The sequence below is a fragment of the Dactylosporangium sp. McL0621 genome (assembly GCF_049995355.1).
Taxonomy (GTDB): Bacteria; Actinomycetota; Actinomycetes; order Mycobacteriales; family Micromonosporaceae; genus Dactylosporangium.
On record NZ_CP188259.1, the window covers coordinates 3,153,374 to 3,171,363 of the forward strand.

General features: G+C 74.1%; 20 protein-coding genes. 9 read left to right on the forward strand and 11 right to left on the reverse strand.

Features of this window, described 5'->3' with window-relative positions; genetic code table 11:
• The first annotated feature begins 49 nt into the window (after positions 1 to 49).
• Positions 50 to 673, forward strand: a complete 624-nt coding sequence (locus ACPPVO_RS14775; protein ID WP_426511775.1) for a hypothetical protein — start codon at positions 50 to 52, stop codon at positions 671 to 673.
• 160 nt (positions 674 to 833) lie between these two features.
• On the opposite strand, the gene ACPPVO_RS14780 is transcribed toward ACPPVO_RS14775, so the two are convergent.
• Complete coding sequence (locus ACPPVO_RS14780) at positions 834 to 2,186, reverse strand: hypothetical protein (RefSeq protein ID WP_426511776.1); 1,353 nt, start codon at positions 2,184 to 2,186, stop codon at positions 834 to 836.
• A 51-nt stretch (positions 2,187 to 2,237) separates the two neighbouring features.
• Here ACPPVO_RS14780 and ACPPVO_RS14785 point away from each other — a divergent pair, with 51 nt between their 5' ends.
• Positions 2,238 to 2,732, forward strand: a complete 495-nt coding sequence (locus ACPPVO_RS14785) for a YcxB family protein (protein ID WP_426511777.1) — start codon at positions 2,238 to 2,240, stop codon at positions 2,730 to 2,732.
• On the opposite strand, the gene ACPPVO_RS14790 is transcribed toward ACPPVO_RS14785, so the two are convergent.
• Entirely contained in the window at positions 2,701 to 3,144 is a 444-nt protein-coding gene (locus ACPPVO_RS14790) for a winged helix-turn-helix transcriptional regulator (protein WP_426511778.1), read from the reverse strand. The genes ACPPVO_RS14785 and ACPPVO_RS14790 overlap by 32 nt on opposite strands.
• 64 nt (positions 3,145 to 3,208) lie before the next feature.
• Between ACPPVO_RS14790 and ACPPVO_RS14795 the strand changes: the two genes are divergently transcribed.
• Together ACPPVO_RS14795 and ACPPVO_RS14800 are read left to right on the forward strand one after the other, a co-directional pair.
• Positions 3,209 to 4,054, forward strand: coding sequence for an NAD(P)H-binding protein (locus tag ACPPVO_RS14795; protein ID WP_426511779.1), 846 nt, complete (start codon positions 3,209 to 3,211; stop codon positions 4,052 to 4,054).
• Positions 4,055 to 4,123: 69 nt separating this feature from the next.
• On the forward strand, positions 4,124 to 4,777 hold the full coding sequence (locus ACPPVO_RS14800) for an NADPH-dependent F420 reductase (RefSeq protein WP_426511780.1): 654 nt from the start codon (positions 4,124 to 4,126) through the stop codon (positions 4,775 to 4,777).
• Here ACPPVO_RS14800 and ACPPVO_RS14805 read toward each other — a convergent pair.
• The 4 genes from ACPPVO_RS14805 to ACPPVO_RS14820 all read right to left on the reverse strand — a co-directional run bounded on the left by ACPPVO_RS14805 (position 4,774) and on the right by ACPPVO_RS14820 (position 8,333).
• A complete protein-coding gene (locus ACPPVO_RS14805) occupies positions 4,774 to 5,271 on the reverse strand; it encodes a hypothetical protein (RefSeq protein ID WP_426511781.1) in 498 nt (165 codons plus the stop codon). The genes ACPPVO_RS14800 and ACPPVO_RS14805 overlap by 4 nt on opposite strands.
• A gap of 44 nt (positions 5,272 to 5,315) precedes the next feature.
• On the reverse strand, positions 5,316 to 6,593 hold the full coding sequence (locus ACPPVO_RS14810) for a TRAP transporter large permease (protein WP_426511782.1): 1,278 nt from the start codon (positions 6,591 to 6,593) through the stop codon (positions 5,316 to 5,318).
• 236 nt (positions 6,594 to 6,829) lie between these two features.
• Positions 6,830 to 7,336 carry a TRAP transporter small permease gene (locus ACPPVO_RS14815; protein WP_426511783.1) on the reverse strand — a complete coding sequence of 169 codons (507 nt, stop codon included), beginning with the start codon at positions 7,334 to 7,336 and terminating at the stop codon, positions 6,830 to 6,832.
• 1 nt (position 7,337) lies between these two features.
• Positions 7,338 to 8,333 carry a TRAP transporter substrate-binding protein gene (locus ACPPVO_RS14820; RefSeq protein ID WP_426511784.1) on the reverse strand — a complete coding sequence of 332 codons (996 nt, stop codon included), beginning with the start codon at positions 8,331 to 8,333 and terminating at the stop codon, positions 7,338 to 7,340.
• A 114-nt stretch (positions 8,334 to 8,447) separates the two neighbouring features.
• Between ACPPVO_RS14820 and kduI the strand changes: the two genes are divergently transcribed.
• The 4 genes from kduI to ACPPVO_RS14840 are packed head-to-tail and all read left to right on the forward strand — an operon-like array spanning position 8,448 to position 11,031.
• Positions 8,448 to 9,269: a 5-dehydro-4-deoxy-D-glucuronate isomerase gene (gene kduI / locus ACPPVO_RS14825; RefSeq protein ID WP_426511785.1), complete on the forward strand. Its 822-nt coding sequence runs from the start codon at positions 8,448 to 8,450 to the stop codon at positions 9,267 to 9,269.
• Complete coding sequence (locus ACPPVO_RS14830) at positions 9,266 to 10,015, forward strand: SDR family oxidoreductase (RefSeq protein ID WP_426511786.1); 750 nt, start codon at positions 9,266 to 9,268, stop codon at positions 10,013 to 10,015. Before kduI ends, ACPPVO_RS14830 begins: the two co-directional genes overlap by 4 nt.
• 30 nt (positions 10,016 to 10,045) lie before the next feature.
• Positions 10,046 to 10,819: an IclR family transcriptional regulator gene (locus tag ACPPVO_RS14835; protein ID WP_426511787.1), complete on the forward strand. Its 774-nt coding sequence runs from the start codon at positions 10,046 to 10,048 to the stop codon at positions 10,817 to 10,819.
• A 20-nt stretch (positions 10,820 to 10,839) separates the two neighbouring features.
• On the forward strand, positions 10,840 to 11,031 hold the full coding sequence (locus tag ACPPVO_RS14840) for a tautomerase family protein (RefSeq protein WP_360376236.1): 192 nt from the start codon (positions 10,840 to 10,842) through the stop codon (positions 11,029 to 11,031).
• A 60-nt stretch (positions 11,032 to 11,091) separates the two neighbouring features.
• Here the strand turns inward: ACPPVO_RS14840 and ACPPVO_RS14845 are convergent, their stop codons facing one another.
• The 4 genes from ACPPVO_RS14845 to ACPPVO_RS14860 form a co-directional block, all read right to left on the reverse strand.
• Positions 11,092 to 12,435 carry a condensation domain-containing protein gene (locus ACPPVO_RS14845; RefSeq protein ID WP_426511788.1) on the reverse strand — a complete coding sequence of 448 codons (1,344 nt, stop codon included), beginning with the start codon at positions 12,433 to 12,435 and terminating at the stop codon, positions 11,092 to 11,094.
• Positions 12,436 to 12,687: 252 nt separating this feature from the next.
• Positions 12,688 to 13,347: a response regulator transcription factor gene (locus tag ACPPVO_RS14850; protein ID WP_360376228.1), complete on the reverse strand. Its 660-nt coding sequence runs from the start codon at positions 13,345 to 13,347 to the stop codon at positions 12,688 to 12,690.
• Entirely contained in the window at positions 13,344 to 14,519 is a 1,176-nt protein-coding gene (locus tag ACPPVO_RS14855) for a sensor histidine kinase (protein ID WP_426511789.1), read from the reverse strand. Before ACPPVO_RS14855 ends, ACPPVO_RS14850 begins: the two co-directional genes overlap by 4 nt.
• Before the next feature lie 47 nt (positions 14,520 to 14,566).
• Positions 14,567 to 15,412 (reverse strand): CPBP family intramembrane glutamic endopeptidase, encoded by an 846-nt coding sequence (locus ACPPVO_RS14860; protein WP_426511790.1) that lies wholly within the window; start codon positions 15,410 to 15,412, stop codon positions 14,567 to 14,569.
• A 199-nt stretch (positions 15,413 to 15,611) separates the two neighbouring features.
• Between ACPPVO_RS14860 and cysS the strand changes: the two genes are divergently transcribed.
• Entirely contained in the window at positions 15,612 to 17,075 is a 1,464-nt protein-coding gene (cysS, locus tag ACPPVO_RS14865; protein ID WP_426511791.1) for a cysteine--tRNA ligase, read from the forward strand.
• A 6-nt stretch (positions 17,076 to 17,081) separates the two neighbouring features.
• Here the strand turns inward: cysS and ACPPVO_RS14870 are convergent, their stop codons facing one another.
• Positions 17,082 to 17,864, reverse strand: a complete 783-nt coding sequence (locus ACPPVO_RS14870; protein ID WP_426511792.1) for an SDR family NAD(P)-dependent oxidoreductase — start codon at positions 17,862 to 17,864, stop codon at positions 17,082 to 17,084.
• Positions 17,865 to 17,990: the final 126 nt, after the last annotated feature.

The following is a 17,990-nucleotide window of genomic DNA, read 5'->3' on the forward strand; positions in this document are numbered from 1 at the left end:
GGCCGACGCGCGGTACACCCGACATCTGCGGCGGCACGGAACACTGCTCGTGGCCGAGCGGGACGGGCGCGTGGCCGGCTTCGGCGCCACCCTCCGCGTCGGCGGGGCGACGATGCTCACCGACCTGTTCGTCGACCCGGCCGGCCACGGGGGCGGGGCCGGGGGTGCGCTGCTGCGGGAGCTGGGGCCGGTGGCGTTCACGTTCGCCTCGCAGGACCCGCGGGCGCTGGCCCTCTACGCCCGGGCGGGCCTGACCCCGTGGTGGCCGCTGCTGTACCTGCACGGCGGGCCGGATCGCCTGCCCCGCCCGGCGTTCGCCGTCACCGGTTGCCCGCCCGCGGAGGCCGCCCGGGTCGAGGCGCGGCTGACCGGGGTGCACCGCGAGTTCCTCGCCGGCGAGGGCCTCGTCGTCCGCGGCGCCGGCGGGGAGCCGGTCGCGGCGGGAGCCGGCCGCCTGGACCACCTGGCCTGTCCCGACCCCGCGGCCGCGGCCGGCGCGCTCGTCGCCGCGCTGCACGCGGTCGGCGAGGCCGAGCTGTGCGTGCCCGGGCCGCACCCGGCCGTGCCGGTGCTGCTCGGGGCCGGTTACCGCATCACCGGCTTCGACGTGTACATGGCGACCCGCCCGGATGTGCTGGCGACGACGTGGGTGTACTCGCCGGGCCTGGCCTAGGGGCTGTATCGAAGTGGATGGCCGGGCTGCGGCGGACTCAGATGCCGCCGGGAACCACCCCGGTCACACCCGATACAACCCCGGTATCGGGGCGCGCCCGGCGCGGCCCCAGCCGACGCCTGAGCCTCGCCTCGCTCCGACCCCCACTTCGACACAGCCCCTAGGGGCGGTGCAGGGCCATCCGCAGGGTGAGCGGCGGGTGGGTGAGGCGGGCGCGCAGGCGGCCGCGGCGGCGTGCGGTGCCGGTGCGGCGCACGGCCGCGACGACCGCGCGGGTGTTCCTCGCCCAGGCGTGCAGCGCCTCGGGGCCGGCCCGGCGCACGGCGAGGCGGTCGCACGCGGCCTCGCCCCACCAGCGGCTCGCGATCGTCAGGACCGGCGCGCCGATCCCGGCGACCGCCATGGCCCGCGGGTCGAAGCTCAGCAGGGAGCCGGTCAGCAGGCCGAGCCCGAGCAGCCCGCCGATCGTCCACACGCGACTGTCGCGCCGGGCGAGGTGCGCGATCTCGTGCCAGAGCACGAACCGCGCCCGGGCCGGGTCGCGCTCGGTGTGCGCGGAGAGCACGATGACGGCCCGTCCGCCGAGGCGGTAGCAGCGGTCGGTGCCGAACGCGGGATGGATGTGGACGTCGAGCCGGCGCAGCCCGAGCCGCGCGAGCAGCGGTCCGGCGTCGCCGGGCAGCGGCACCGCCGGCTCCGTGCCGGCGGTGAGCCGGCGCAGCTGCCCGCCGGCCTTGAGCGCCGCCACGAGCAGCGCCATGACGATGCCGCCGGCGGCGACGGCGAGGACGATCTCCGGGCCGGACGTGTCCCGGCTGAGGACGAGGACGGCGGCGTAGAGCAGCGCCCAGGCGGCCAGGTTGCCGCCCAGGTTCGCGAACCAGCCGCGGCGCGGCACCTCGGCCGCGCGGGCGGAGAGCTCGCCGAGCACGGCCGGGACGAAGCTCGTGGACGTTTCGGGGCAGCACGTGTCGTGGTCGTCGAGCGGTACCGCCGCGGCGACTCCGGCCTCGGCCAGCGCGGCGAGCAGATCGAGGGTCGTGACGCTGAGGCGGCCCTCGGCCCGGGAGCGGCGCAGTCCGGCCTCGAGGATGAGCCGCAGCTCGGGCGCGCCGGGCCCGGGTGACGGGGCGCCGGCCTCGGGCGAGGAAGCGCCGGGCCCGGGCGAGGGAGCGCTGGACCCGGGTGGCGCGGCGCCGGCCTCGGGCGAGGGAGCGCCGGGCCCGGGTGGCGCGGCGACGGGCCCGGGTGAGGGAGCGCCGGGCCCGGGTGGCGCGGCGACGGGCCCGGGTGAGGGAGCGCCGGGCCCGGGTGACGCGGCGACGGGCCCGGGTGACGCGGCGACGGGCCCGGGTGACGGCGCGCCCGGCCCCGGCACCAGGTCGCGCCCCTTGAGCGCGTGCCGGGCCCCGCCCTCGCCCACCGCGAGCGCGATCAGCAGGTCGCGGGCGCTCTTGCCCGGCGAGCCGACCGCCGCGGTGAGGGCCCGCTGCGCCTGATCGGTGAGCCGCATGGTTGCCGATCGTGCCACAAGGCACCCCGGTCGCGCTGATAGCGTGCTGCCGTGCAGATCCGATTCGACGTGCCGGCCGATCCCGGGTACCCGGGGCGCGTGGCCGCGGTCCTCAGCGCGGTACGGCTGCGCAAGTTCACCGTGATCGGCGCCTGGCTGCTCGGCCTCGGCGTCGCCGGCCTGGCCCTCGCGCGCGTGGCCGGCTGGGGCGAGCCGCTCGAGTCGCTGTACTACGCGCTGATCATCGCCGGGGTGCTCTCGATGCTGTACGCGCCGTGGGTGCGGTTCAAGGCCAAGCGCCAGTCCGGCAAGTACGCGGTCGAGGGCGGCTACGACATCACCGACGACAACATCATGATGACGAGCGGCTCGGAGTCGGGTGGCATCGCGTGGGACGGCGTCTCGCGGGTGGCCGAGACGCCGGAGTTCTGGATCGTGTACGTCGGGCGGATCCCCGCCACCGTGATCCCGAAGAACCTCATGTCCGCCGCCGAGGCCGAGACGCTGCGCGCCTTCATGGACGACCGGGGTCTCCTCCCGGCCTGACCCGGCCGGCTTCGCCGCGCTGGAGGGTGTCGTGGCGGGCCTGGGCGTCGAGGATCTGCGGGACGTTGCCGCGGATCCAGCCGACGACGGCGAGGAGCCGTTCGGCGAGCCCGTGCCCCAGCGGGGTGAGCCGGTACGTCACGCTCGGCGGGGCCGTGGCCCGCACCTCCCGCCCGACCAGCCCGTCGCGGACCAGGGTGCGCAGGTTCTGCGACAGCATCTTCTCGGTGATGCCGCCGATCCGGTCGCGCAGCTCGAAGAAGCGCAGCGGGCCGCCGTGCAGCGTGGCCAGGATGAGCATGCCCCAGCGGTTCGTGACGTGGTCGAACACGGCCCGCCCGGGGCAGGCGCTGTCGAATACGTCACCCGGGTCCGGGCCGCCACCCGCTCCGGCCTCGACTCCTACCGTCACGCCCTGAGCTTACCCGGAGGTATGGGCTATCCCAGAGATAGCCCGGGCGCCTACGGTGGCCGGTATGACGAAGCAGGCACTCGTGATCGGCGCCACCGGCAACGTCGGCCGCCACGTGGTCTCCCAGCTGCACCACCAGGGCGTTCCCGTGCGCGCCCTGTCCCGCGGCGTCCGCGCCGCCGACGTGCCGCCCGGCGTCGAGCCGTTCGCGGCCGACGTCACCGACGCGGCCGCCCTGGCCGCCGCCCTGGACGGGGTCGACCGGGTCTTCCTGGTCTGGCGCGGCCGGCCCGTGCCGGTGGCCGAGCCGGTCGTGGCCGCGATCGCCGGCGCCGCGACCCACCTGACGCTGCTGTCCTCGGCCGTGGTCCGCGACGACGGGCCGCAGCCCGACGCCATCGCCGAGCTGCACGCCGGCCTCGAGGGGCTGGTCACCGCCACCGACCTGGAGTGGACGTTCCTGCGCCCGGCCCAGTTCGCGACGAACACCCTGGAGTGGGCCGCGCAGCTCCGGCTCGGCGACGAGGTCCACGGCGCGTACGGCGACGCCCCCACGACAGTCGTCCACGAGCGCGACATCGCCGCGGTGGCGGTGCAGGCGATGACCGGGCACCACCACGGCCGGCGCTACGTCCTGACCGGGCCCGAGATCCACACCCCGGCCGGGCTGGTCGCGGTGATCGGCGAGGTCCTGGGCCGCGACCTGCGCTGGGTGGAGGACAGCGTGGAGGACGAGCGCCGGCGCATGCTGGGCTGGATGCCGGCCGCCTTCGTCGACGTGGTGCTGGCCGGCCGCGCGCGGGCCCGGCAGGAGGGGCCGTTCCACACCACGACGGTGCAGGACGTCCTCGGCGTCCCGGCCCGGACCTACCACGAGTGGGTGAAAGACCACGCCGCCGACCTCGCATAGCGTCGTGCGTCACAGCGGAAATACGCAACACCGGAAATGCGCGGCGGTACCGCGGGAGTTGGCGCCGGTATGACAACGATCGGACTCATCGGCAGCGGCAACATCGGCGGCACCGTGGCGCGCCTGGCGATCGCCGCCGGTTACGACGTGGTGCTCAGCAACTCCCGCGGGCCGGAGACCCTCGCCGACCTGGTCGCCGAGCTCGGCCCGCGGGCGCGTGCGGCCCGCTCGGCCGAGGCCGCGGCGGCCGGTGACATCGTCGTGGTGACGGTGCCGCTGCGCGCCTACCGCGACGTGCCCGCCGAGCCCCTCGCGGGCAAGGTCGTCATCGACACGAACAACTACTACCCGGCCCGCGACGGCAACATCGCCGAGCTGGACAACGGCACGGCCACGTCGAGCGGCCTGCTGCAGGAGCACGTCAGCCTGGCCCGGGTCGTGAAGGTCTTCAACAACCTCTGGTTCAAGCACCTCGGCGAGCTCGGCCGGCCGGCGGGGAGCCCGGACCGCCCGGCGCTGCCGATCTTCGGCGACGACGCGGCCGCGAAGCAGACCGTGACGGAGTTCCTCGACGCGATCGGCTGGGACGCGGTGGACGGCGGCACCCTGGCCGACAGCTGGCGGGCCCAGCCCGACACCCCCGTCTACGGCGCCCCGTACGCCGAGGAGACCCCGGCCGTCGCCGCCACCATCCGCGCCCTGCTGGACAAGGCCGAGCGCTAGCGAGACTGGCTGAGCGAGCCGTCGGCGGCGATGCGGACCTCCGCCTGCGGGGTGGGGTCCGCGCACGCCGAGCCCGGGCCCGGGCACACCGGCCGCGGCCGCACCGGGGCCGAGGCGTCGACGGCCAGCGGCGCGCCCGGCGGGGTCGTCACGGTCACCGTCACCGGGTCCATGGTGAGGCCGGGCACCGGCGCGTAGCCGTAGCCCGGCCCCGGCCCCGGGATCCGCACGGCCCCGCACGCCGCGCCCGGGTCGCCGGCCGACGGGCACGGCATCGGGCTCATCGTCCCGGACGGCTCGATCGTCACGTCCTGCTCGTGGCAGCCCCACGCCCCGCACACCCGCAGGTGTACCAGCGGCACCCGCCCGGCGATCGCCGCGTCGACCGCCACCCCGAACCCGCGCAGCGGCGCCGACTCCCCGGAGCTCGAGTGCGTGGGCCCGGCGGGCGTGCACCCGCTCAGCAAGGCGGCCGTTACAGCCGCGATCAGCACGATCCTCACTCCGGTACAGACGGCGCCGCCCGTTGCGCGGTTCCCTACTTCGCGAACTGCGACGGTATCCACTCCGAGAACGCCGGCACGTACGCGAGCAGGATGATCGTGGCGAACATGACCGCCATGAACGGCAGCATGGGCCGCAGCATCTCCACGATCCTGATGCGGGCGATGCCGCACACGATGAAGCAGGCCGAGCCCAGCGGCGGCGTCACCAGCGAGATGCCGAAGACGGCCAGCGCGAAGATCGCGAAGTGCAGCTCGCCCATGCCGGCCTCCACGGCCAGCGGCATGAACAGCGGGATGAGCACCACGAGCGCCGGGATGCCGTCGAGCAGCGCGCCGAGGATCCAGAACAGGACCATCACCACGGTGACGAACACGAAGTAGTTGCCGGTGAACTGGCCCGCCCAGTCGGCGAGGACCACCTCGACCTGGTCGTAGGCGAGCATGTACGCCAGCAGCTGCGCGACCCCGACCAGCGACAGCACCACGCCCGAGGTGCGGCCCGCGTTCACGAAGATGCTCATCCAGTCGCCGCGGGGCACCGTGCGGTACACCATGGCGAGCAGGGTGGCGTAGAGGACGGCCACGGCGGCCGCCTCGGTCGCGGTGAAGACGCCCCACAGGATGCCGCCGAGGATGATCACGGGGGCGACGAGTGGCGGCAGGGCGGCCAGACCGGCCCGGCCGAGCTCGCCCGGGGTGACCCGCACGCGCTCGGACGTCGGCTCGCGGTACTTGGCGTAGAAGTAGATGACGAGGCCCTTGCCGACCGCGACGACCACCGCGGGGACCAGCGAGGCCAGGAACAGGTCGCGGATCGAGAGGTTGGCGACGGTACCGAGGACGATCATCGTGATCGAGGGCGGGATCAGGATCCCGGTCCCCGACGCGGCCGCCACGATCGAGGCCGACCACGGGCGCCGGTACCCCGCCTTGGTCATCGGCGGGATCATCGTCGAGCCGATCGCGGCGGCGTCGGCGTTGACCGAGCCCGACAGGCCGGAGAACAGCATCGTCGAGGCGACGACGCTCATCCCGAGCCCGCCGGTCATCCAGCCCACGAGCATCGTGACGAAGCGGATCAGCCGCTCGGCGGCGCCGGAGCGGTGCAGGATCTCGCCGGTGAGCACGAACAGCGGGATGGCCAGCAGGGTGAACGAGTTGAGCCCGTGGAAGACCGCCTGCGAGGCGATCGACAGCGGCACGTCGTCGGCGGAGGCCTGGATGAGCCCGACCGCGCCGAGCGCGGCCACGATCGGCACCCCGGCCACGATGAGCGCGAGAATCCCGAGAAACGCGAACCCGAAGCTCACGCCTTCACCTCCGCAAGCTCCGGCGCCGGCGCGAGCCAACTGTGCCTATGGTGAGCGGCCCCTCCGCTTCGCTCCGGACCGCTCACGCCTTCACCTCCGCAAGCTCCGGCGCCGGCGCGAGCCAACTGGTGCTATGGTGAGCGGCCCCTCCGCTTCGCTCCGGACCGCTCACGCCGTCACCTCCGCAAGCTCCGGCGCCGGCGCGAGCCAACTGTGCCTATGGTGAGCGGCCCCGCTCACGCCGACACCATTTCCTCGTCGCTGATCCCGCGCACTTCCTCGCCGCGCAGCAGGCCCACGATCTCCACGACCAGGTGCACGAGGCCGAGCACGGCGCCCAGCGGCAGCGGCAGGAACGCCGCCCACAGCGGGATGCCGACCGGCGAGACGACGTCGCGCTGCTCCCACAGGTACATCGCGCCGCCGAGGCCGATGCACGCCAGCACCGCGCCGAGCACGAGCAGCTCGCCGACGCGCAGCCAGCGCCGCGACCGCGCGCCGATGCGCCGCTCGAACAGGTGCAGCGCCACGTGCGCGTTGTCGCGCACGCCGATCGCGAAGCCGACGAAGGCGACGTAGACCAGCAGGTCCGTGGCGACCTCGTTGGACCACGACAGCGGCTGCTGCAGCGCGTAGCGGAAGAAGACCTGGGCGAGGATGACCGCGACGGTGCCGGCGAGCAGCGCGAACATGAGCACGTTCTCGGCCACCGCCAGCGCGCGCAGCGCCCGACGAGCCGTCACCTCAGGCCGCCGGGAGGAACTTGACCAGGTCCCCGAACGTGGACCGGTTCTTCTCGAGCACGGGCTTCACGGCCTGCTGGAACGCGGCGGCGTCGACGTCGTCGTTGATCTTCGCGCCCTTGTCGGTGGCCTGCTTGACGTACTTGTCAGTCTCGTCCGTCCACAGCTCCCGCTCGCGCTGCTCGGCCTCCTTGCCGGCCTGCACGAACGCGTCCTGGTGGGCCTTGGACCGGTCGTTGAACCACTTCTTGCTCACCAGCAGCGCGTCGACGCCGAACTGGTGGCGGGTCCAGGACCAGAACTTCGCCTCCTCCACGTGCTTGTTCGTCACGTAGAAGATCGGGTTGTTCTCGGCGCCGTCGATGACGCCCTGCTGCAGCGCCGAGTAGATCTCGTTGGTGCCCAGCGGGGTGGCCTGGGCGCCGAGGGTGTTGAAGGTGTCGATCGCGACGGCGTCCTGCGGCACCCGGATGCGCAGGCCCTTGAGGTCGGCCGGGGTCTTGATCGGCCGCTTCTTGTTGTAGACGTTGCGGGCGCCGGAGTCGAACCAGCCCAGCACCATGAGGTCGTAGCCGTCGAGGATCCCGGCCAGGCTCTTGCCGAGGTCGCCGGCGAGGGCGGCGAAGAGGTCGGACTGCTTGGTGAACGCGTACGGCACCGAGAGCACCCCGAGCCGCTTGTCGAACGCGGTGAGGTTGGCGAACAGCGTCTTGGTCATCTGCAGCGCGCCGTTGCGGACCTGCTCGTTCATGCGGTTGTGGTCGCCCAGGGTGCCGTTGGGGAAGACCTTGACCTCGTAGGCGTTGCCCGTCAGCGCCGCGAGCCGCTCGCCGAAGTACTTCTCGGCGGCGATCTCCGGGTTGGTGTCGTTGACGGTGTCGCCGAGCCGGACGTCGGCCTTGCCGCCTCCGCCGCTCTGGCCGGAGTCGCCGCAGCCGGCGAGGGAGACGGCCGCGGCCGCGCCGGCCGAGATCTTGATGAAGTACCGCCTGTCCATGGCGAGAGTCCTTCCGGTTTCAGGGGTGTTCCGGAGACATTGACGGACTGTACTGTGTTCCGTGAGGCGGAACAAGCTTCTGTACCACGGAACGGTCGAGGGAACGGAGAACCGATGGAAGTGCGCCACGCGACGTCGCCGAACGAGGTCGACCGGATGGGCACCGAGGAGCTGCGGCGGCGCTTCCTGGTGCCCGACCTCGCCGCCGGGCCGATGGTCCGCCTCGTGTACAGCCACCACGACCGGCTGGTCGTCGGCGGGGTCACGCCCGGCACGGAGACCGTCGCGCTGCCCAACCCCGGCGCGCTGCGCTCGGAGCACTTCCTGGAGCGCCGCGAGCTCGGCGTGGTGAACGTCGGCACCGCCACCGGGCGCGTCACCGCCGGCGGCGAGACCTACGAGCTGGCCCCGAAGGAGTGCCTGTACGTGGGGCGCGGCGCCCGCGACGTGACCTTCGCCGGGCACGGCGCCGGCTTCTACCTGGTGTCCACCCCGGCCCACGCCGAGCACCCGACGCGCCGGGCCGGCCTCGCCGACGCCGAGCCGGTCAGCCTCGGCGCGATCGAGGGCTCCAACGAGCGCACGATCTACAAGTACATCCACGCCAACGGCATCCGCAGCTGCCAGCTCGTGCTCGGGGTGACCGTGCTGGCCCCCGGCAGCATGTGGAACACGATGCCGTGCCACGTGCACGACCGGCGCACCGAGGTGTACTACTACTTCGACCTGCCCGCCGACCAGCGCGTCGTGCACCTCATGGGCCGCCCGGACGCCACCCGCAACCTCATCCTCTCCGGCGGCGACGCGGTCATCTCGCCGCCCTGGTCGGTGCACTGCGGCTTCGGTACCCGCAGCTACGCGTTCGTGTGGGCGATGGGCGGGGAGAACCAGGCGTACGACGACGTCGAGGTCGTCGCCGTCCAGGACCTGCGGTGACCGGGTTCGACCTGGCCGGACGGGTCGCCCTGGTCACCGGGGCCGGAAAGGGCATCGGGCGGGCGGTCGCGGTCGGGCTCGCCCGCGCCGGGGCCGACCTGGTGCTGCACGCCCGCAAGGAGTCCGACCTGGACGAGGCGGCGGCGGCGGTACGCCGGGAAGGCCGCCGGGCCTCGTGCTGGGTGCAGGACCTCGCCGCCCCCGCGGAGGCCCTGGCCGCGTCCGCGTCCGCGCTCGGCGACGTCGACATCCTGGTCAACAACGCCGGCGTGATCCATCGGGGGCCGGCGCTGGAGCAGACGTACGACACCTGGAGAGGCGTCCTCGCGGTAAACCTCGACGCCGTCTTCGTGCTCACCCGGGCCGTGGGCGCGGGCATGGTCGCCCGCGGGCGCGGCAAGGTCATCACCGTGGCGTCGCTGCTGTCCTTCCAGGGCGGGCTCAACGTGGCCGGGTACACGGTCTCCAAGCACGCCGTGGCCGGCCTGACCCGCGCCCTGGCCAACGAGTGGAGCGCCCACGGTGTGCAGGTCAACGCGATCGCGCCCGGCTACATCGAGACCGCCAACACCGGCCCGCTGCGCGCCGACGAGCAACGCGAGCGGTCCATCCGCGAGCGCATCCCGGCCGGCCGGTGGGGCCGCCCGGAGGACCTCGTGGGCGCGGCGGTCTTCCTCGCCTCCCCGGCCGCCGACTACGTCGCGGGGCACGTTCTGGTCGTCGACGGCGGCTGGATGGCCAGGTGACCCCGGCCGGGCAACCGATAGGCTTGTCGCGTGACGACCGGGATGCCCAGCGGGTCCATCGACAAGGCCCTGACCGTGCTGGAGGCCCTGGCCGAGCACAGCCGGCTGACGGACATCGCCGCCGCCTCGGGCCTGCCGAAGTCGACCGTGCACCGGATCCTGCAGTCGCTGATCGGGTGGGGCTTCGCCTTCGCCGACGGCAACGGCGGGTACCTGCCCGGGCCGCGCATCCTGACCCTCGCCGGCCGGGTGATGAGCCGCTTCGACCCGGCCCAGCACGCCCGCGCGGCCCTGCGCGACCTGCGCGACCGCACCGGCATGACGGTGCACTTCGCGATCCGCAGCGGCGACGAGGTCGTCTACGTCGACAAGATCGAGGGCCGCCGGCCGTACCAGATGAAGTCCCGCGTCGGCCGGGCCGTGCCGCTGCACACCACGGCGATCGGCAAGGCCGTGCTCGCGCACCTCTCCGCCGCCGAGACCGCCGGGATCATCGCCCGGGCCGGCCTCACCGCGATCACCCCGCGGTCGATCACCGACCCCGGCGTGCTGCGCCGCCAGCTGGCCGCGGCCGCCGCGAACGGCTACGCGATCGACGACGGGGAGAACGACGCCGAGATCGGCTGCATCGGCGCCGCGGTCTTCGACCACACCGCCAACGTTCTCGGGGGCATCTCGATCTCGGCCCTGTCGTTCGACCTCGACCTGAGCAGCGAGGCCCTGGTGACCGAGGTGATCGGCGCCGCGCGCGCCGTGTCCCTGGCCCTGGGCGCCCCGCCGGCCCGCCTCGACCAGGCGGGCTGACCCTTCTTCCTGGAGCCTTCATGCCCAACATCACCGTGGAACTGCTGTCCGGGCGCACCCTGGACCAGCGCCGCGACTTCGCCGAGGCCGTGACGGCCGCGGCGGTGCAGATCCTCAACGCCAAGCGGGCCTCGGTCCGCATCCGCTTCGACGAGATCGAGAAGGCCGACGTGGCCAACGGCGGCGTCCTCGAGTCCGACCGCGACGCCTGACGCCGGCTGCCGCTGCTGCCGGCGCTCAGTCGCGCAGCAGCGGCACCACCGGGCCGGCGGTCACGCCACGGGCGCGGCCACCAGCGCGGCGTCGACGATGAGCGTCTCGATCCCGCGCAGGCCGGACTCGAGCATGGCCGGGGAGACCGCCGCGGTGTCGACCCGCCACGTCAGCTCCAGGCCGCCGGGGCCGGCGTCGACGTGCAGAAAGCAGGTCGCGTCGTACTCGTTCGAGCGCGGCCCCCACCGCAGCCCCCCGCGCCCGAGCGCCGCCTCGATCTCCTCCGGCGTCGCCGGATCGGCGGACGGGGCCTGCGCGGCCGAGCGCCGCCGGTCGTTGAAGTAGCACATGGTGTCGAGCTCCACCCCGCGCTCGGCCCCGACCCGCTCGACGAGCGGCCACAGGTCGCGCGGGTGGTAGTACGCGTGCATCCCGGCCGCGAGCTGCGCCTTCCAGGCCCGCGCCACGACCTCGTCGAACCCGGCGTCCGCGGTGTCGATGACGGCCAGGCCGGCCAGGGCCAGGTTGCTCACCGACGCGGCGAAGCCCGGCCGGAAGCGGTTGCTCACCACGACCCGGAACGCGCCGACCGGCCGGCCCGACAGGCGCGCGAGCACGAGCGCGTACGCGGCCAGCAGTACGGTGCCGGTGTGCACCTTCGTGCGGTGCGCGACGACGCCCAGGGCCAGGGCGGTGGCCGGGCTGGTCAGCGTCGCCTCCTGCCAGCGCTCGGGCTGCGGGTCGAGGGCCTCGGGGAAGCGGCGCGGCTCGATGGTGCGCAGGTGCCGCTCCCAGTACCGCAGCGACGCCTCGTGCTGCCGCCGCGCCGCCCGGCCCCGCTGGGCCCGGGCCAGCTCCAGCGGCTGGACGCCCTCGACCGGGGCGAGCGCGCGGCCGGTGGCCGGGTCGAGGTTGGCGAGGTCGGCGACGAGGGCCTCGAAGCCGTACCCGTCGATGACCATGTGGCAGTAGAGCGCCACGAGGTGCAGCGCCCGCTCGCCGTCGGCGACCACCGCCATCCGCACCGGCCAGTCCGTCACCGGGTCCCACGGCGCGGCCTCGAACCGGGCCCGGATCGCGGCCGCGAGGTCCGCCGGATCGCCGGGCGCCGCGTGCACCTCGAGCGTCACCTCGCCCGCGGCGGCCAGGCTCTGCCGCGGCGGCCCGTCGCCGTCGAACACGAGCCGCGTGCGCAGCGACTGGTGGCGGCCCATGATGAACCCGAGCAGCGTCGCGATGCCCGCCACGGTCGTGCCGTCCGCGAGCGCCATGGTGCCGCCCGCCCATTCCACGGCCTCGACCACCCCCATTGACCGCCACGCCGCGAATTGCGCCCAGGTCAGCTCCTCGGTGCCCGTTCCCGCGCCCGAGAATGGCACCGTGATCGTGCGTTGCAGTGACATGCCACGTCCTTGGAAAAGCGCGAGTGGGCGCCGGCGGCGCTTGCGCCCGCCACCGGCGCCGGAGGGCTCGTCTAGAGCGTGCGCACGGACTTCATGGTCGACCTCCTCTCGGCACCGCGACGGGTCGATGGCACGGACTTTAGCGCTCGACAATGGCCCAAGACATGTACGGATGCGAATAACATCGATTCATGTAACCCATTCATGGGCAAGGGTTCGCGATAGGGTCGGCGCCCATTGATATCGCGGTTGCTATTCGGGGTCGGCGAGGCCGTTGCGGTACGCGTAGACGACCGCCTGCACCCGGTCGCGCAGGTCGAGCTTCGTCAGGATCCGCGACACGTACGTCTTGACCGTCTCGCCGCTGATGACGAGCGTCGCGGCGATCTCGGCGTTGGACAGCCCGGTGGCGATGAGCCGCAGCACCTCCAGCTCCCGCGGCGCGAGCACCCGCTCGGCGCTCACCTGCGGCTCGGCCGGGCGCACCCGGGTGCCGAACCGCCCGATGAGCTGCCGCGTGACCGCCGGCGCGAGCAGCGCCTCGCCCGCCGCGACCGTGCGCACCCCGGCGATGAGCTGCTGCGGGGTCGCGTCCTTGAGCAGGAAGCCGCTCGCCCCGGCGCGCAGGGCGGCGAAGACGTACTCGTCGAGGTTGAACGTCGTCACCACGAGCGTCCGGACCGGCTCGGCGACGCCCGGCCCGGCCAGCTGCCGGGTGGCCTCGATCCCGTCCAGCACCGGCATCCGGATGTCCATCACCACGACGTCGGGCCGCAGCCGCCGGGCCAGGTCGACGGCGGCGCGGCCGTCGCTGGCCTCCCCGACGACCTCCAGGTCGTCCTGCGCGTCGAGGATGGTGACGAACCCGGTGCGCACCAGCGCCTGGTCGTCGCAGACGAGCACCCGAATCATGCGGTCTCTCCGGCGGGGATGCGGGCGGCTACGGTGAAGCCGCCCTCGGGGACGGGGCCGGCGGTCAGCTCGCCGCCGAAGACCTCGACGCGGTCGCGCAGCCCGGCCAGCCCGCGCCCGGAGCCGCCGACCGGCCGGCCCGGCGCGGCCCCGGCGCCGGTGGTGACCGTGATCTCCACGCCGTCGTGGTGGTGCACGAGCCGGACGAGGGTCGGCGCCCCGGCCGCGTACTTGAGCGCGTTGGTCAGCGCCTCCTGCACCACCCGGTAGGCGGCCAGCTCGCGGCCCGAGCCGAGCCCGCCCGGCCGCCCCTGCTCGACCAGCTCCACCGGCTGGCCCGCGGCCCGGGTCCGCGCGACCAGGTCGCCGAGCCCGGCCAGGGTCGGCAGGTCGCCGCGCGGCGCGACCCGGTCCGGGTCCAGCACCCCCAGCAGGTCCCGCAGCTCGCCCAGGGCCCTTCGCCCGGTGCCGCTGATCGCGGTCAGATTCTCGCCGAGCTTCTCCGGCCTCGCCGCCAGGAACTGCGCCGCGTCGGCCTGCACCACCATCGCCGTCACGTGGTGCGTGATCACGTCGTGCAGCTCCCGCGCGATCCGGGCCCGCTCCGCCGTGCGGGCGTCCGCCGCCGCGGCCCGGCGCCGCCCGGCCTCGGCGATGCGGACCCGCCGCACCCACGCGCCCATCACCCAGCCGCCCGCGACGAGCAGGAAGAAGATGGCGAAGTCCGGCAGCCGCGCGGTCGACCCGGCGGCGTGCAGCGCCACGGCCAGTCCCGCGTACGCGGCGGCGGCCCCCGCGGCCACCCAGCCCCGGAACCGCTCCTGGTGCGCGGCCGCGCTGTAGAGCGCGATGAGCAGCCCGGCGCCCGCGAACGTCACGTACCCGCGCAGCTCCTGCACCGCGAACCCGGCCGCCGCGATCGCCAGGCCCGCGGCCGGCCACCGCCGCCGCCCGGCCAGCGGCAGCGTCTGCGCGAGCACGGCGACGACGGCGAGCGCGTCGGCCGGGCGGTGCGGCAGCTCGCCGAGGCGCGTCCCGGCACCGGCGAGCGCCGGCACGAACGCCAGCCCGGCCAGCAGCACCCCGAGCGAGCCGTCGCGCAGCAGCACGCTGCGCGAGCGCCACCAGGCCAGGGCCGTGGCGCCGCGGCGGCCGAGGGGCAGGCGCAACACGCCCGCAGCGTAGCCGCCGCGGGCGTGCACTCCGTGCGTGACCGGCGTCACCGCGGCGCGCCGCCGCGGCGCACGATCAGGCCCTTGCGGTGGGCGTGGCGCAGCAGGAGCGCCGAGGCCACCCCGCTGACGACGATCGCCACGACGCTGCCCTCCGGCCCGAACCCGCCGCCGCTGATCGCGTCGGGCCCCGCGGCCACCCCGCGCACCAGCCCGTGCGTGTTCGTCGTACCCGACACGACCGTGCCGAACAGACCCGACTCGGCGAAGTTCCAGCCGAAGTGCAGCCCGATCGGCACCCACAGCGAGCGCGTCGCCGTGTACACGGCGCCGAGCAGCACCCCCGCCTCCGCCGCGATCGCGATCGCGCCCCACAGCGTCGCGCCCGGGTTGAGCAGGTGCAGCGCGCCGAACAGCAGCCCGGAGACGGCGAGCGCGACCCACGTGCCGAGCCACTCCTCGACCAGGCGGAACAGGGCCCCGCGGAAGAGCAGCTCCTCGGCGACCGCGGCCCCGACCATGGTCCCGAAGGTGGCAATGGTGGCGGTCAAAGAGCCGAGACCGGCGATTCGGTACCCGCCGAGGACCGCGATGATCCCGATGGTCACGGCGAACAGCACGACCCCGGCGCCCGCCCCGCGCAGCAGCCCCGGCGCCAGGCCGGCCGCGGCGGCCTCGTCCACCGGGCGCCGTTCGAGCCGCCCGACCAGGAAGCGGTACAGCAGCAGCCCGCCCGCCGCCGTGAGCGCCCCGAAGACGAGCGCCGTCACGGCGTTGCCGGCGGCCGCCGAGTTGATCGCCGCCGACACCACGAGCACGATCGCGAACACCACGATCATGACGAGCAGACGCAGTCCGATTCGCCGCGCCGGCACGGTCTGAGCCTCGGTCATCGTGAACTCCTTCGGCTGGTGCGCGACCCGGTGCCGCGCCACGTCGATGACGCTATGGCGCCGGCGGGGCCCCGGACGTCACCGCTCGGTGGGCACCGCCGTGTAGCTCGCGTGGGGGACAGCCCGGGCAGTTCGCAGGTGACGGACCACCTGCGCCGCCATCTGTGGGCGTGACCCGGCGATTGGTACCGTTTTGCTCATGGCCGACGGTGCACCGATCACGCTGTACAACTCCCTCACCAGGCAGGCGGAGCCGCTGCGCCCGCTCGTCCCCGGCGAGGTCGGCGTCTACACCTGCGGCCCCACCGTCTACTCGTACGCGCACCTGGGCAACATGCGCCCGTACGTCTTCAGCGACACCCTCCGCCGGGTGCTGGAGTGGAAGGGCCTGCGGGTCCGCCAGGTCGTCAACATCACCGACGTCGGCCACACCGTCGGCGAGACCGACCTCGGCGAGGACAAGGTCGAGGCGGCCGCCCGCCGCGAGCTCAAGTCCGTCCGCGAGGTCACCGCGCACTACACCGCGGCCTACCTGCACGACATCGCGCGCCTGAACGTGCGCACCCCGTCGGACCTGCCCCGCGCCTCCGACTACGTACCGCAGATGCTCGACTTCGCCCGCACGCTCGACGAGCGCGGCTACACGTACCGGATCGACAGCGGCCTGTACTTCGACACCGCCCGCTCGCCCGGCTACGGCACCCTCGCCCAGATCTCGATGGAGGGCCAGCGCGAGGGCGCCCGCCTGGAGACCGTGCCCGGCAAGCGCAACAAGGCCGACTTCGCCGTCTGGCGCACCGAGGCCCCCGGCCAGCGCCGCGTCATGCGCTGGGACTCCCCGTGGGGACCGGGCGTGCCCGGCTGGCACCTGGAGTGCTCGGTCATGAGCATCGACCTGCTGGGCCGCCACTTCGACATCCACACCGGCGGCGTCGACCACCGCGAGATCCACCACGTCAACGAGATCGCCCAGAGCGAGGCGTACCTCGAGTCGGACCGCCCCTGGGTGACCCACTGGCTGCACAACGAGTTCGTCCTGCTGCGCAACCGCAAGGTCGCCAAGTCCGAGGGCGGCGCCCCGCTGCTGCAGGACCTCGTCGACGACGGCCTGCACCCGCTGGCGTACCGCTACTTCCTGCTCACCGCCACGTACCGCAGCCAGCTGGAACTGACCGACGCGGCCGTGCGCGGCGCCTCGAGCGCCCTGCGCCGCCTGGCGGGCCGGGCCCAGGCCCTGCGCCCCCTGCCCGACGTGCCGACCCTGACCGCGGCCGCCGCCGCCATGACCACCGAGGCCGGCCGGGCGGCCCTGCGCCGCCTCGACGAGGCCCTCTCCGACGACCTCAACACCCCGAGAGCCCTGGCCGACCTGAACACCGCGGCACGCGGCGACGACCTGCCGGACACCGACCTGGCGACCCTGCTGGCCGCGGCGGACACGGTGCTGGGCCTGAGCCTGGACGAACTCCACCCGGCCGACCTGGACGGCCGGGCCGACGTGTCCACCGTGGACGAACAGCTGCGCGACCGGCTGGCCCAGCGCGAGGACGCGCGCAAACGCCGCGACTGGCCCGAGTCCGACCGCATCCGCGACGAGATCGCCGAGGCGGGCTGGCGCGTGGTCGACACCCCGGAGGGCCCGGTGCTGGAGCCCCTCCGCTGACCGGGGCTACGGCAGGATCGCGTCGACGTAGCCGCCGTCCACGCGGACGGCGCCGCCCGTCGTGGCCGAGGCGAACGGGGAGCTGAGGTACACCACCAGGTTCGCGATCTCCTCGGGCTCGATCAGCCGCTGCAGCAGCGACTGCGGGCGGTGCCGGCGCATGAACTCGCGCTGGGCCTCGTCCCAGGGCAGGTCGCGGCCGACGAGGGAGTACACGAAGTCCTCGACGCCGCCGGTGTGGGTGGGGCCGGCGATCACCGAGTTGACGGTGACGCCGGTGCCCGCCGCGGCCTTCGCGAACCCGCGGGCGACGCCGAGCAGGGCCGTCTTCGACACCCCGTAGTGGATCATCTCGGCCGGGATGACGACGGCGGAGTCGCTCGCGATGTACTGCACGCGGCCCCACCCGCGCGCCGTCATCCCCGGCAGGTAGGCGCGGGTGAGGCGCACCGCGGACAGGACGTTCGTCTCGAAGTACTGCCGCCACTCGTCGTCGGTGATCTCGAGCGGCTCGCGGGCGCCGAAGATGCCGAGGTTGTTCACGAGGACGTCGGCGTCGGGGAGGGTTTCCAGGACCTTCAGCGCGCCCTCGGCGGTGGCGACGTCCCCCGGTACCGCCACGAAATCCCCGTCGCCCAGGCGCCGCAGCGCCTCGGTCACGGACTCGGGGCTGCGGCCGTTGACGCCCACGCGGGCGCCCGCCTTCGCCAGGCCGGCGGCGATGGCCGCCCCGATCCCGCGGGTGGAGCCGGTGACGAGCGCGGTCCGTCCGGTCAAGTCGATCTGCATTGGACCAATCGTGCCACCACCGGCGGGGTGCTATCCGCGGACGGCCTGCAATCGGCTGGAGAAGTTGACGCTCACCCGCGGGCCCGCCGGTATCGTCTGCTTCGGCACGCAGTGGCGCCAGTCGCG

What these genes read in the sequence shown, in the direction of transcription:
- ACPPVO_RS14780 (WP_426511776.1), bottom strand. Translation starts at nt 2,186, where the DNA reads ATGCGGCTCACCGATCAGGCGCAGCGGGCCCTCACCGCGGCGGTCGGC.
- ACPPVO_RS14845 (WP_426511788.1), bottom strand. Translation starts at nt 12,435, where the DNA reads ATGTCACTGCAACGCACGATCACGGTGCCATTCTCGGGCGCGGGAACG.
- ACPPVO_RS14860 (WP_426511790.1), bottom strand. Translation starts at nt 15,412, where the DNA reads ATGACCGAGGCTCAGACCGTGCCGGCGCGGCGAATCGGACTGCGTCTG.
- ACPPVO_RS14850 (WP_360376228.1), bottom strand. Translation starts at nt 13,347, where the DNA reads ATGATTCGGGTGCTCGTCTGCGACGACCAGGCGCTGGTGCGCACCGGG.
- kduI (WP_426511785.1), top strand. Translation starts at nt 8,448, where the DNA reads ATGGAAGTGCGCCACGCGACGTCGCCGAACGAGGTCGACCGGATGGGC.
- ACPPVO_RS14870 (WP_426511792.1), bottom strand. Translation starts at nt 17,864, where the DNA reads ATGCAGATCGACTTGACCGGACGGACCGCGCTCGTCACCGGCTCCACC.
- cysS (WP_426511791.1), top strand. Translation starts at nt 15,612, where the DNA reads ATGGCCGACGGTGCACCGATCACGCTGTACAACTCCCTCACCAGGCAG.
- ACPPVO_RS14820 (WP_426511784.1), bottom strand. Translation starts at nt 8,333, where the DNA reads ATGGACAGGCGGTACTTCATCAAGATCTCGGCCGGCGCGGCCGCGGCC.
- ACPPVO_RS14795 (WP_426511779.1), top strand. Translation starts at nt 3,209, where the DNA reads ATGACGAAGCAGGCACTCGTGATCGGCGCCACCGGCAACGTCGGCCGC.
- ACPPVO_RS14840 (WP_360376236.1), top strand. Translation starts at nt 10,840, where the DNA reads ATGCCCAACATCACCGTGGAACTGCTGTCCGGGCGCACCCTGGACCAG.
- ACPPVO_RS14800 (WP_426511780.1), top strand. Translation starts at nt 4,124, where the DNA reads ATGACAACGATCGGACTCATCGGCAGCGGCAACATCGGCGGCACCGTG.